13 protein-coding genes are annotated in these 13,494 nt (G+C 53.8%); 6 read left to right on the top strand and 7 right to left on the bottom strand.

The window, feature by feature from the left end; translation table 11 throughout:
• Window positions 1–8: 8 nt before the first annotated feature.
• Together AC2LB6_RS08770 and AC2LB6_RS08765 are read right to left on the bottom strand one after the other, a co-directional pair.
• A complete protein-coding gene (locus AC2LB6_RS08770; protein ID WP_490093203.1) occupies window positions 9–1,010 on the bottom strand; it encodes an ABC transporter permease in 1,002 nt (333 codons plus the stop codon).
• Window positions 1,007–2,512 carry a sugar ABC transporter ATP-binding protein gene (locus AC2LB6_RS08765; protein WP_490093202.1) on the bottom strand — a complete coding sequence of 502 codons (1,506 nt, stop codon included), beginning with the start codon at window positions 2,510–2,512 and terminating at the stop codon, window positions 1,007–1,009. Before AC2LB6_RS08765 ends, AC2LB6_RS08770 begins: the two co-directional genes overlap by 4 nt.
• Before the next feature lie 238 nt (window positions 2,513–2,750).
• Between AC2LB6_RS08765 and AC2LB6_RS08760 the strand changes: the two genes are divergently transcribed.
• Window positions 2,751–2,939: a hypothetical protein gene (locus AC2LB6_RS08760; protein ID WP_163841915.1), complete on the top strand. Its 189-nt coding sequence runs from the start codon at window positions 2,751–2,753 to the stop codon at window positions 2,937–2,939.
• A gap of 11 nt (window positions 2,940–2,950) precedes the next feature.
• Here the strand turns inward: AC2LB6_RS08760 and AC2LB6_RS08755 are convergent, their stop codons facing one another.
• The 4 genes from AC2LB6_RS08755 to pepD form a co-directional block, all read right to left on the bottom strand.
• Window positions 2,951–3,172, bottom strand: a complete 222-nt coding sequence (locus AC2LB6_RS08755; protein WP_490093259.1) for a DUF943 family protein — start codon at window positions 3,170–3,172, stop codon at window positions 2,951–2,953.
• 169 nt (window positions 3,173–3,341) lie between these two features.
• Entirely contained in the window at window positions 3,342–3,800 is a 459-nt protein-coding gene (locus AC2LB6_RS08750) for a DUF943 family protein (protein WP_163841918.1), read from the bottom strand.
• Complete coding sequence (locus tag AC2LB6_RS08745; RefSeq protein WP_490093201.1) at window positions 3,790–4,632, bottom strand: YPO3983 family protein; 843 nt, start codon at window positions 4,630–4,632, stop codon at window positions 3,790–3,792. Before AC2LB6_RS08745 ends, AC2LB6_RS08750 begins: the two co-directional genes overlap by 11 nt.
• A gap of 877 nt (window positions 4,633–5,509) precedes the next feature.
• Window positions 5,510–6,967: a beta-Ala-His dipeptidase gene (pepD, locus tag AC2LB6_RS08740; protein WP_031590380.1), complete on the bottom strand. Its 1,458-nt coding sequence runs from the start codon at window positions 6,965–6,967 to the stop codon at window positions 5,510–5,512.
• A 254-nt stretch (window positions 6,968–7,221) separates the two neighbouring features.
• Here pepD and gpt point away from each other — a divergent pair, with 254 nt between their 5' ends.
• From gpt to crl, 3 genes are all read left to right on the top strand, one after another.
• Window positions 7,222–7,680 carry a xanthine phosphoribosyltransferase gene (gene gpt, locus AC2LB6_RS08735; protein ID WP_031590376.1) on the top strand — a complete coding sequence of 153 codons (459 nt, stop codon included), beginning with the start codon at window positions 7,222–7,224 and terminating at the stop codon, window positions 7,678–7,680.
• 116 nt (window positions 7,681–7,796) lie between these two features.
• Window positions 7,797–9,044: an esterase FrsA gene (gene frsA / locus AC2LB6_RS08730; RefSeq protein WP_033779697.1), complete on the top strand. Its 1,248-nt coding sequence runs from the start codon at window positions 7,797–7,799 to the stop codon at window positions 9,042–9,044.
• 132 nt (window positions 9,045–9,176) lie between these two features.
• Window positions 9,177–9,578 carry a sigma factor-binding protein Crl gene (gene crl / locus AC2LB6_RS08725; protein ID WP_490093200.1) on the top strand — a complete coding sequence of 134 codons (402 nt, stop codon included), beginning with the start codon at window positions 9,177–9,179 and terminating at the stop codon, window positions 9,576–9,578.
• A 111-nt stretch (window positions 9,579–9,689) separates the two neighbouring features.
• On the opposite strand, the gene ompC is transcribed toward crl, so the two are convergent.
• Window positions 9,690–10,802: a porin OmpC gene (ompC, locus tag AC2LB6_RS08720; RefSeq protein WP_490093199.1), complete on the bottom strand. Its 1,113-nt coding sequence runs from the start codon at window positions 10,800–10,802 to the stop codon at window positions 9,690–9,692.
• A 238-nt stretch (window positions 10,803–11,040) separates the two neighbouring features.
• On the opposite strand from ompC, the gene proB reads away from it, so the two are divergent.
• Together proB and proA are read left to right on the top strand one after the other, a co-directional pair.
• On the top strand, window positions 11,041–12,144 hold the full coding sequence (gene proB / locus AC2LB6_RS08715; protein ID WP_010255198.1) for a glutamate 5-kinase: 1,104 nt from the start codon (window positions 11,041–11,043) through the stop codon (window positions 12,142–12,144).
• 10 nt (window positions 12,145–12,154) lie between these two features.
• Window positions 12,155–13,408 (top strand): glutamate-5-semialdehyde dehydrogenase, encoded by a 1,254-nt coding sequence (gene proA / locus AC2LB6_RS08710; RefSeq protein WP_490093198.1) that lies wholly within the window; start codon window positions 12,155–12,157, stop codon window positions 13,406–13,408.
• The last annotated feature ends 86 nt before the right edge of the window (window positions 13,409–13,494 follow it).

Raw genomic sequence — 13,494 nt, 5'->3', positions numbered from 1 at the left:
AATGCGCCTCAGCGGCGCTGGATATAGGTGATCGCCAGTGCTAAAGCCAGCACCAGCCCTTTAATAATGTCCATGGCGTAGTAGGGAACAGAGAGCATCACCAGGCCGTTCTGCAGCACGCCGAGAATAACCGCGCCGACCAGCGTGCCCAGCGCATTGGGTTTGCCGGAGCCTGCCAGTGAGAAGCCAATCCACGCCGCCGCGACGGCATCCATCAGGTAGCCGCTCCCGGCATTCACCTGCGATGAACCGATACGCGAGGCGAGCAGGATACCGCCCAGACCGGCCAGCAGTGAGGCGATCACATAAGCCAGCACCCGGTAGCGGGTGGTGCGGATGCCGGAGAGGCGCGCCGCTTCCGGATTTCCGCCCAGCGCGTACATCCGCCGGCCATGTTTGGTCAGGGACAGCGCCAGCTGCGCGGCGACGGTGACGACCAGCATAATGATGACGATGGTCGGCACCTGGCCGAGCAGGCCAAACGTGGCCGGAATGGTGCCTTCCGCCATATCACCGCTCGGCAGCACCATGTTCTCGGTGATCGACCCGCCAAAGCTGTAGGTCATCGCCACACCCTGAATCACAAACAATGTTGCCAGCGTAGCCAGCATGTCCGGGATGCGCAGGATCACAATCAGGAAGGCGTTAAACAGCCCGACCAGAGTGCAGAGTGCAAGGGTGATCAGGATCGCGGCTGTGGTACCGAAGCCGTACCAGACAAACAGCGAAATCACTAACGCATTGGCCAGCGAGGCGGTCGAGCCGACCGACAGATCGAAGCCGCCCACGGTCAGCGAGATCGAGACGCCGATCGCAATCACCGTAACAATGGCAATGGATCGCAGAATATTGATGATGTTGTTGGGTTCAAGGAAGCTGTCGGAGGCAAGGCCAAAGGCGGCGATCAGGATTACCACCGTGAGCAACATGCCCCATTTATAGAGAAAGTCGAACAACTGGTGACGCCACGGCGAGGGGGTCAGATTCAGGCTGGTTTCTTTGCTGCTCACGCAGGGGTTCCTCCGGTGGAATAGAGCAAAAGCGTCTCTTCGGTGACGTCGCGTGCAGCCAGCTCGGCCACAATGCGTCCATCCCAGAGCACGCAAATCCGGTCGCATAAGCCGACCAGTTCAGAAAATTCACCCGACGCGTAGATGATGCCTTTACCCTCGCGCGCCAGGTTGTCGATCAGGGTGAATAGCTCGGTTTTGGCTTTGATATCGACGCCTTTGGTTGGCTCATCGAAGATCAGCACGTCAGCGTTGTTGCGCAGCCATTTGCCAATCGCTACCTTCTGCTGGTTGCCGCCGGAAAGGCGTCGCAGTGTCTGTGCCGGGCCGGTGGTGCGCACCTGTAACTGCTGAATAACCTGCTCCGCCCAGCGCCATGCCTGGCGATGCCCGAACAGGCTCCAGCGCGAAAAGCTGTCGTCCGCGCTGACGCTGAGGTTCATCGCCACCGACTCATCAATAAAGATCCCCTCTTTACGCCGCTCTTCAGGAACCAGCGCCATGCGGCGACTGACGGAGTCGTGCGGGGAACGGGGCTGCCATGGCTGACCGTGTAGTTCGCCGCGACTGATGCGGCTTTTGCTGGCACCAAACAGCGCTTTGCAGAGTTCGGTTTTGCCCGCACCGGCCAGTCCGGCAATCCCCAGAATTTCGCCTTTGTGCAGCCGCAGCGAGATATCCTGCAGCAGTTGCTCATCGTGCAGTCCCTCAACCGCCAGCAGCAGCGGCTGTACCTGCTGTGCACGGCGGGCCGGGAAGATATCGGTCAGCTGATGGCCCAGCATCTTCTCCACGATCTGTTCGCCGCTCAGCGCCGCCATCGGGCCGGTTTCGATCAACCGGCCGTCCCGCAGCACCGTCAGCTGGTCGCAGATCGCTTTGAGTTCATGGATACGGTGAGAGATAAACACCACGCCGATGCCGCTGGCCTTCAGGCGACGTACCACGGCAAACAGCCGCTCGCTTTCATGCTGATCCAGCGGGGCAGTGGGTTCGTCGAGAATCAGGAAGCGGCAGTGATGCGACAGCGCCCGCGCCAGCAGAATTTGCTGTTTCTCCGCCAGGGTGCAGCGCTCCACCAGCCGGTTGACGTCCAGCGCCACGTCGAGCTGAGCCAGCAAGGTCCGCGCCTGACGGCGGATCGCGCCCCAGCGATAGCGGTGGCCTGGCTCTGCCAGCCGATCCAGCAGAATGTTTTCCGCCACGCTGAGTTGCGGCACCAGGGCGACATCGACTTCCTGCTGAACCAGATGGATACCCAGCTGTTTCGCATCGCGCGGCGTGCGGATAGAGACCGGCTCACCATCCAGCAGGATCTGGCCGCTGTAGTGGCTGTGCGCGCCGGAAAGGATTGCCATCAGCGTGGACTTTCCCGCGCCGTTAGCGCCGGTCAGCGCATGAACTGAATGGCCCTCACTGCGGAAATCCACCGACGATAGCGCGGCAAACCCGCCAAAAGCGATGGAGATGTTACGCATCTCAAGGCAGTTTAACCCTGGCATGTCATTACTCTCCTGAAGAATCACTGGCCGCATTTTTTCCTGAACCTTCAGGCGCGGCAACAGCCGAAAGCGCATAAGCTAGCACGAAATCTTATTAGCCATCCAGACATCTGGACATAATGGCGGCTACAACCAGCGAAGCGCGGGAAAGCGGCGGAATAGCGGGGTAAAGGGCGGAAAAGGCAGCGAATCATGCTGGTGAAAAAGTTAAGGCTATAAAACCAGGTCAAAGCCGGGTATGGGTGACTTAAGAGTCTGGTGCCAGCTAAGCGTCTATCCCGGAGCCTGCGATGGCAACGGGGATTTGAGAGATGATGAAATGGAAATCATGGATATCTGGCGTCTGCATAAAGCCTTTATCACCCCGGCGCTGGAAGTGTATTGGCTAAAAGCTAAAAATGGTCGCCTCAACATAATGTGGGATTGAAGCAGGAATGCCTATATCGCTTTTCGGCTATTTTTTACTGCCAGAAGTCGGGAAAGGGGGATGTGGTATTTTTCCTTAATATTGTTGCTTTCTGTCAGCCACCAGTTGATCTTTCCGTGATCGGTTAAAGGAAAGCTTTTTACTAAAACAGCGCTGAAGCCACGATGACCTTTATGAATAGCAATGATCTCAACCGGACGTGAGATTAACCAAAAAAATAGCCTGCCATCAATAGCCCTGCAACAGCAAGCACCTGGGACGCCTGTTTAATGATGCCTTTTATTATAGCCTCCGATAATTTTAAGGCCTTTTGCAGTACTGTTCATAACTATTTTAAAGTCAAAATTATTGCTGGCTAATAGCCTATTTAACGGCTATCCGCTATCCTGTCAGGACATTGAATTACCTTTGTTCCTTTATTATTCTACCGTCATCTTCCATGCGGTATTCTCCATCATCAACAGTATATGTAATGCCACTATTTTTGCTGTAACTGATTATAAAAACCCTGTCCTTCTCGATGCAGTTCATGGGTGGCTTCATGTCAGAAAAACAGAGTCGGTCATATTGATCATCTTCTTTGTAGCCTTCTCCAAACAACCAGATACTTACGGTATAATTACCGTAAGATGCTGGTTTGGGGATGTCATATTGTCGTTTCAGGGCGTCTTTGTTTTTTAACCACCAGTCAATTTTTCCACGATCTGTAATCGGAAAGTTTTTTACTAAAACATCACTAAAATTTCCGCCTCCATGAACTCTGACGATTTTAACAGGACGGAGTTCGGACCATAGAAAGTAACCAGCCAGCGTGAAGCCAAAAACTGTCAGTAAAATAAGAGTTTTTATTTTATTTTTCATTGCGATCCCCCATGATTTCTATAGTGGTTTCCATATTTGTCATAAAGGGCTTAAAACCAAATTGATTGTATCTCTGAAGAACAAACCAGATGCGGAAAAAATGAAACTGGCTGAACTTTGTCTTTAGTATATCAGCACTGTCGAGACCAAAATGATCCTGTGATTTATAATGCACCGTTGCCCGATAGTGGTTATTATCAATATGCAGTGATTTTATGGTGATATGCATTGCCGAGATATCATGAACGGTAATCCCCATGCCATTATAATTATCCTGTAACCTGTCGAATTTTGGTAGCCTTCCCCTGAGAACGACTTTCCGTAATTCTTCTTTTCCCAATAGATATATTCTATTCTTCCAATCTATTTCTTTTTTAAGATGTTTCTCCAGCAATAAGCGAGTGCTGTTTTCACTTTTATCACTGACAATATGATTTTCTAAAGCCCTATCCAACGCCATATCACGGAAGGTCTTACCGCTATTGTTCTGCATATGTGTGATCATCTTTTCGATCAGGTGACTGTAAGGCCTGCTCAGGGAAAATTTACGGGACAACGATCGAAATTCATCAAATAGCATTTCAGCACACTGCTGGCGGGAAATCGTTCGACCCTGGCCACGCAGATTACAGCAGAACATGGATTGAGGACGATCCAGTGAGGAACGCAGAGTCAGGGTCCAGGGATCAACCCGATCAGAAATGTAATCCAGCCGGTATTTGGATTTTAACTCTGCTTCAGTCAGATCGCCGCAGCGCATATCATCAGCACTGTAGTCGTCCATCGCCTTTCGGGTGATAAATATTGTGCAGGGAAACTGTAATGCGGCCATTGTGATACACTCCTTGTATTATTGTCCGTTCAGCTTTTCATGGGAAATATACCATTCTGGTAATGGTGGGATGTGCCGTATATCACATTATCGTAATAATTAAACAGATTGCCTGTAATGATCTTTTCTCAAAGAGTGTGTCAGTAAGCTGGATGCACAGGATAATAAAGAAAGCATTAAAGATGTTAAAGATTTATGAATTAAAATGAGTTGATTTAAATTTTATTCAATTTTTTATTTTTATTGTAATTTATACTGGTGTTGGGATGGGAAAATGCGAGATTTTATTACTGTCTCTGCAGCAGAAGCGCAGGTTTAATCACTTTTAAGCTTTGTTATTTTACCTTCTTTAAAATTCCCATCCTCATGAACGCTGGTAAATTCAGCAGGATGAAGGGATAACCATAGAAAGTAACCAGGCAGAGTGCAACCAGCAGCGGGTAGCAGAGCATAAGGTTTCTTTCTGTTTTTTACAGTGCCTTCCGATAGTTTTTTATCGTGGCTTTCCTGTTATTCATAAATGGTTTAAACCAAATCGATAGTATCGTTGTGCGTATATCTCTGACCCTGTCGTCGTCCATCGATTTCCGGGTTTCCGCTATTTGCAGGGAAACGGCCTTCCGGTCATCATGATATTTTTCATGTATTCTTGTTCTTTTCAATTTTCACAGAAAATATTACAGGGTGGTCGTCAGGAGAGTAAATTCCGTAGCCACACGACCTTAATAATTTAAAGATTTCGGGCGGGGTAACTTACGCAATGGCTAAAAGGTTGTGACCGAAGAGGACAGTGGCGGGGACGGGCTGAACAGGTCAACATCACCGATCAGGAAAAGTGCCGGTCACTGAGATGACCGGCATCAGGCCGGAACCTAGTTTACTTTTCTGGCACCACATTCAGCAGGGTGGTCAGCAGTTTCCAGTAAAGGCCTACGCTTTCGATGTGAACCTGCTCATCAGGCGAGTGCGGCCCGGTGATGGTCGGCCCAATCGATACCATATCCATCTCCGGATAAGGCTTCTTGAACAGACCACACTCCAGACCGGCGTGAATCACCTGAATGTTCGGAGTCTTATCAAACAGCGCGATATAGGTCTGACGGGTCAGCGCCATGATGGCGGAGTCCGCATCCGGCTGCCAGCCAGGGTAGCCGCCTTTCGCTTTGGTCTGTGCAACGGCCAGCTGGCCCAGTGAGGTCAGCATCTGCACCACATAATCGCGGCCGGTGTCGATCAGCGAACGGATCAGGCAGTTGATCTCTGCATGATCGGCTTCCATGGTCACCACACCAATATTCAGTGAGGTTTCTACCACGCCTTTCGCCACGTCGGAGTTGCGGATCACGCCGTTTGGCATGCTGTTGAGCAGGTTCAGGAAGCGATCGCGGCTGTCAGCGTTCAGGGCATCACCCTGATGCGCGAGCGGCTCAGTGACCAGTGCGATGTTCGGCTCTTTGATGCCGTGCTCATTTTTGATGGCGCTCAGGAAGTGCGCCGCAGCTGATTTCAGCGCATCTGCTTTGTGGCTCTCGACCGCCACGGTAGCGAAGGCTTCACGCGGGATCGCGTTGCGCAGCGTACCGCCGCTGAAGGCCAGCAGACGCAGATCCAGTTCAGCAGCGTGTGCCGCCAGGAAGCGCGCCAGCAGTTTGTTGGCGTTGCCGAGGCCCATATGAATATCGGCACCGGAGTGACCGCCTCGCAGGCCTTTCAGCGTCAGCTTCAGGGTCTGGAATTCAGCAGGCACCGCTTCACGGGTCAGTGGCAGGGTGGTGACGAAGTCGATACCGCCCGCGCAGCCCATGTAGATCTCACCTTCTTCTTCGGAGTCGGTGTTGATCAGGATTTCTGCCTGCAGCCAGTTGGGTTGCAGACCGAATGCGCCATCCATACCGGTCTCTTCCGTCATGGTCAGCAGCACTTCCAGCGGGCCATGCGTCAGGCTGTTATCAGCCAGCACTGCCAGCGCAGAAGCCATACCGATGCCGTTGTCCGCGCCCAGCGTGGTGCCGCGCGCTTTCACCCACTCGCCGTCAACCCAGGGCTGAATCGGATCTTTGGTGAAGTCATGAACGGTGTCATTATTTTTCTGCGGCACCATATCCAGATGCGCCTGCAGCGCAACCGGGGTACGGTTTTCCATGCCTGCGGTGGCGGGCTTACGAATCAGGATGTTGCCGACCTGATCGCGCTCACACCAGAAGCCTTGCTCTTTGGCCCAGCCGACGATGTAACTCGCCAGCGCTTCTTCGTGAAAAGAGGGATGGGGAATAGAGCAGATCTTAGCGAAAATATCCCACAGCGGCTGTGGAGAGAGTTGAGACAATTCAGACACGACAGGTCTCCTGTGTCAGTGTACCGGCGAGGCCGGACATCGCGAGTTTCCAGTGAAAAATCGCCGTCAGAGAATCTGACGAGCCAGGCCCGAGAATATCACTGTTTTCTACCGGGTGCGCTCTCAGACGCGCTAAAAAGCCGCAACCAGTGCGCGGGTGCTGGTTTTTAGTGCGTCAACTCCTTATAATCTCGCGCAACCTTTTCCCCGTTGCACATTTTTACGCCACCTCGGTTGGCTGGGATTTCTATTCTATGAGCGAAAAATACGTCGTTACCTGGGACATGCTTCAGATTCATGCCCGTAAACTGGCCCAGCGCCTGCTTCCTGTTGAACAGTGGAAAGGCATTATCGCGGTGAGCCGCGGCGGTCTGGTACCGGCTTCGCTGCTGGCACGTGAACTGGGTATCCGCTACGTCGATACCGTCTGCATCTCCAGCTATGACCACGATCATCAGCGCGAAATGAAAGTCCTGAAGCGCGCAGAAGGCGACGGTGAAGGCTTTATCGTGATCGATGACCTGGTGGATACCGGCGGCACTGCCCAGGCGATTCGCGAGATGTATCCGAAAGCGCGTTTCTGCACCATTTTCGCTAAACCGGCCGGTCGCTCACTGGTTGATGATTATATTGTCGATATTCCGCAGGATACCTGGATCGAGCAGCCGTGGGATATGGGTGTGGTCTACATCCCGCCGATTGTTAAAAACTGATTGATACACATCAGACAGCGCCCGGTTTTCCGGGCGTTGTGCTTTCTGTGCCTCGCACCCCGAATTGCCGTACAGTACACTTAGCCATCGCCGTTTCTGTTGCAGGAGAAGTGAGTATGTCGAGCAAAAATCTCAGCGAGGAGTTGTTCAAACCGCGCTTTAAACATCCTGAAACCTCAACCCTGGTTCGCCGCCACCATCATGCTACTTCGGATGTCCACTCAGCCCTGGATGGTGACAGCCAGCGTGGCTGGTATCGTATGCTGAATAAGCTGATGTGGACATGGCGTGGCCTGACGCCGCAGGAGATCAGCGAAGTGCTGGCACGTATTGCCATCAGCAATGTTGAACATACTGATGAGACGCTGCTCGACACTGTAATAGGTTTTCGCGGCGGCAACTGGCATTTCGAATGGTGTAAACAGGCGGGTATCTGGCAGCAGAAAGCGCTGGAGGCCACCGACGACAGCGAGGCGGGCGACTACTGGCTACACGCGGCGCATCTCTACAGCGTTGCGGCCTATCCCTATATAAAAGGGGATGAACTGGCCGACCAGGCGCAGACGCTGGCGAACCGCGCCTATGAAGAGGCGACTCAACGCCTGCCGGGCGAGCTGAAACCGCTGACTTTCGCCATTCAGGGTGGCAGCCCGGTTAACGGCTTTCTGCACATGCCGCCTGACGTTGAAGCGCCTTATCCCACCGTGCTGTTCTGTGGCGCGCTCGACTCATTACAGAGCGATCACTATCGCCTGTTCCATGATTACCTTGCACCGCGCGGCATCGCCATGCTGACCATTGATGTGCCGTCGGTAGGCAACTCGGTGAAATGGACGCTGAATCAGGACACCAGCTTTCTGCATCAGCAGGTGCTGCGCGATCTGAAAAACGTGCCCTGGATCGACCATACCCGCGTGGCGGCGTTTGGTTATCGCTTTGGCGCTAACGTGGCCGTACGACTGGCCTATCTGGAATCGCAGCGGCTGCGTGGGGTCGCCTGTCTTGGCCCGATTGTGCATGCACTGCTGACGCAGACGGCGTTGCAGGATGAGATCCCGGATATGTATATGGATATGCTGGCGAGCCGGCTGGGCATGGCAACCGCCTCTGACAGTGCGCTGCGTACCGAACTCAATCGATATTCGCTGAAAACCCAGGGACTGCTGGGCCGCCGGACGCCGACACCAATGCTGTCGGGCTACTGGCAAAACGATCTTTTCAGCCCGGAAGAGGAGAGCAAGCTCATCGCTAACTCTTCGTCAGACGGTAAGGCGTTGCTGATTCCGGTGAAGCCGATGATGGCCAGTTTCGACAAGGCGCTGAATGAAATTTGCGACTGGCTGGAGAAGCGTTTAAAAAGGTAACTGGCAAAATTTACAGTATTTGCTACAACTAGTAGCGGAATTCTTCCGGGCTGCCGTTAAGCGAAACATGACATCCCCTGGCCGTCCGGAAAATCAAGGCTGTATAGCGGTCAAAAACTATGGAGAATCAGCATGACGTTACCAAGTGGTCATCCCCGCAGTCGCCTGCTTAAGCGCTTTACGGAGCTTGGGCCTTATATTCGCGATGGGAAATGTGGCGAAACCCGGTTCTTCTTCGACTGCCTGGCTGCCTGCATTAATGTGAAACCGGCACCGGAACTGCGTGAGTTCTGGGGCTGGTGGATGGAGCTGGAAGCGCAGCCTGACCACTTTACCTATGTCTACCATATCGGTCTGTTCGATAAAGAGGGTGACTGGTCAGTGGCAACCATTAAAGGCAAAGAGAATACAGCGCGCGTGGAAGAGACCTTACGGAATTTCCATACCCGTCTGAAAGCGATGCTGAAAGAGTTCGAGCTGGATTTGATCCCCGCCAGCGACTTCGATGAGAAACCGGTAAAGCTGAGCGCCTGATAGGGTGGTTCGGTTAAAGAACGCGTAAAAAGGGCGAGTGGAAACACTCGCCCTTTTTTACTTTTACGCTCACAAATACTGTAGCTTATGCTGTGCGGCATAAGCCTGAAATCAGAACTGGTAAGTCACACCCATCGCGACAATGTCATCGTTGTTAAGCGACAGCGCGTTGTCGTCATCCAGCTGGTTGATTTTGTAATCAACAAAGGCTGACATGTTTTTGTTGAAGTAGTAGGTCGCGCCCACATCGATATATTTCACCAGATCCGCATCGCCGATACCGTTTTCGATATCTTTGCCCTTGGTCTGTACGTAGCCGATTGACGGACGCAGGCCGAAATCAAACTGATACTGCGCAACCAGTTCGATGTTCTGCGCTTTGTTGGCTGCCCCCGCGACGGCAGCGCCAGTATTACGGTTGGTGCCGCTGATTGGCGTCATGTTGCGGGTATCGGTATAGATTGCGGCCAGGTAGACGCTGTTGGCATCATACTTCACGCCTGCGCCCCAGGAATCCGCACGGTCACCGCCGCCATAGGCGCGTGCCTGCTGCTGGTTGGTGCGGTCAGATGAGGTGATGGCACTCATCAGGCTCACACCTGAATCACCCAGGGCATAGCCGAGTGAGGCACCGTAACCGTCGCCATTCTGACGGTTAATGTCAGTACGGGCGTTGGTGCTGGTAGCGTCATTTTTGCCCTGGTACTGCAGCGCAAACTTCAGACCATCGACCAGACCAAAGAAGTTGTTGTTGCGGTAAGTCGCGACGCCGGTGGCGCGCTGGGTCATAAAGTTATCAGAACGGGCAGTACCGTCACCGCCGAATTCCGGGAACACGTCGGTCCAGGCTTCCACGTCATACAGCACGCCGTAGTTGCGACCGTAATCTACCGAACCGTACTGAGAGAATTTCAGACCGGCAAAACCAAGACGTGTTTTGTTGCCGTTGTTGGCGTCACTGCCTTCGGAGTTGTTAACGTTGTACTGATATTCCCACTGACCGTAACCGGTCATCAGGTCGTTAATCTGTGTCTGACCCTTAAAGCCGATACGGGTATAGGACTTGTCTCCATCCTGGCTGGCATTATCGCTGATGTAATGCTCAGCTTTAACTTTGCCGTATAAGTCCAGTTTGTTGCCATCTTTGTTATAGATTTCGGCAGCCTGCGCGGCAGAAGCCAGCGTCAGCGTGGAGAGGAGCAGTGCCAGTGTGCTTTTCTTCATTTGCTATCAATCCCAATGTGAACGCCGTAAATAAATGAAAGTTTTTGTAAAACACGGACTTTTTACCCGTCAGCGATGAACTTTTTATGACACTTTTCGTGATTTCTTGTTAAGGCTGAACTTTTGGTCTACGCCCTTGTCCGCGTAATTTCGTGCTTTTCCCCCGCTGGCTGTTGGCTTCCTTATCGACTCCTGTTAAAACGTCCTTTCGTAAAAATTTTTCACTACGGCAGGAAATATGAGTGGCAGTCAGACCTTAGTGGTCAAGTTGGGTACCAGCGTTCTCACCGGTGGCTCTCGCCGGTTGAATCGGGCGCACATGGTGGAACTGGTTCGTCAGTGCGCGCAGCAGCATGCCGCAGGCCACCGCATTGTGATCGTTACGTCTGGCGCAATGGCCGCCGGACGCGAACATCTGGGTTACCCCGAACTGCCACCGACCATCGCCTCAAAGCAGCTGCTGGCTGCGGTGGGGCAGAGCCGTCTGATTCAGCTGTGGGAGCAGCTCTTTTCTATCTACGGTATCCATATTGGTCAGATGTTGCTGACCCGTGCCGACATGGAAGATCGCGAACGTTTCCTGAATGCCCGCGACACGCTGCGTGCGCTGCTGGATAACCACATTGTGCCGGTCATCAATGAGAACGATGCTGTCGCCACCGCTGAAATCAAAGTGGGCGACAACGACAATCTCTCTGCGCTGGCGGCGATGCTCGGCGGGGCCGACAAGCTGTTGCTGCTGACCGATCAGCAGGGACTCTTCACCGCCGATCCGCGTAACAATCCTGAGGCTGAGCTGATCAGCGACGTGCATGTGATTGATGATGCGTTGCGCGCCCTGGCGGGCGACAGCGTATCGGGTCTCGGCACCGGCGGAATGTCGACCAAGCTTCAGGCGGCAGATGTGGCCTGTCGCGCCGGTATCGATGTGATCATCGCCTCGGGCAGCCGCAGCGGCGTGATCAGCGATGTGATTGACGGCAAGCCGGTCGGCACGCGCTTTCATGCGCAGCAATCGCCGCTGGAAAACCGTAAACGCTGGATTTTCGGTGCGCCACCGGCGGGTGAGCTCACTGTCGATGACGGTGCGCTGGCGGCTATCATCGAACGCGGCAGTTCGCTGCTGCCGAAAGGGATCCGGGCGATCCAGGGGAATTTCTCGCGCGGCGAAGTGATCCGTATTCGCAGTCTGCAGGGGCGGGATATCGCTCACGGCGTTTCACGCTACAACAGCGACGCGATGCGGATGATCGCTGGTCATCACAGCCAGCAGATCAGCGAGATCCTGGGATATGAATATGGCCCGGTGGCGGTTCACCGCGACGACATGATCGTCAGTTAAGGAGCGGACAATGCTTGAAGAGATGGGAAAAGCGGCGCGTGCCGCAGCTTACACCGTGGCCGATCTGTCGACGGCAGAAAAGAATCAGGTTCTGATGACCATTGCCGACCGTCTGGAGGCGGAGAGCGCAGACATTCTGGCAGCCAACGAGCTGGATTTAGCCGATGCGCGTCAGAACGGCATGAGCGCCGCGCTGCTCGACCGGCTGACACTCAATCCGCAACGCCTCAGCAGCATCGCCAGCGACGTGCGCCAGGTCTGTCAGCTGGCCGATCCGGTGGGGCAGTTAATTGATGGCGGCCAGCTCGACAGCGGCCTGCGCATTGAACGTCGTCGCGTGCCGCTGGGGGTTGTTGCGGTGATTTATGAGGCACGTCCCAACGTCACGGTTGATGTCGCCAGCCTGTGCCTGAAAACCGGCAATGCCGCTATTCTGCGCGGCGGCAAAGAGACCTGGCGCACCAATGCGGCCACCGTCCGGGTTATTCAGAACGCGCTGAAGCAGCACGGTTTACCGGTGGCTATCGTTCAGGCGATTGAAAATCCGGATCGCGAACTGGTGAATCAGCTGCTGAAGCTGGATCGCTACGTCGATATGCTGATCCCGCGTGGCGGAGCCGGACTGCACAAGCTGTGTCGTGAAAACTCCACCATTCCGGTGATTACCGGCGGCATCGGCGTCTGTCATATCTACATTGATGAGACGATGGAAATCGAACCGGCACTTGATCTCATCGTCAACGCCAAAAAGCAGCGTCCCAGCGCCTGTAACTCACTGGAAACGCTGCTGGTGAATCAGGCGATGGCCGAGCGTTTTCTGCCTGCCTTTAGCGCGCGTATGGCGCAGGAAGGGATCGCGCTGCATGCTGACAGCAACGTGCTGGCGCAGCTGCAGCAAGGTCCGGTTCCGGTCAAACCGGTTAATCCGGAGCAGTACAATGATGAGTGGCTGTCGCTGGATCTTAACGTCAAATTAGTGGCGGATATGGATGAGGCAATCGATCACATCCGTACGCACGGCACTCAGCATTCGGATGCGATTCTGACACGCAACACCCGCAACGCCGCGCGTTTTGTCCGTCAGGTCGACTCCTCAGCAGTCTATGTCAACGCCAGCACCCGCTTTACCGATGGCGGGCAGTTCGGACTGGGCGCTGAAGTGGCGGTCAGTACCCAAAAACTGCATGCCCGTGGCCCGATGGGATTAGAGGCGCTGACTACCTATAAATGGATAGCATGGGGCGACGATACGCTCCGGCCATAACTGCCATAATTTTTAACAAAGCGGGAGTCTTTTACAGACTCCCGTTTTTTTTAGTTCTATTTTTAGGGCCAGTGAAAGATACAGTT

This window comes from Pantoea sp. RCC30.1, assembly GCF_058148845.1.
Note: the sequence above shows the minus strand (reverse complement) of the source record. Positions and strands in the feature narration are given on the sequence as shown.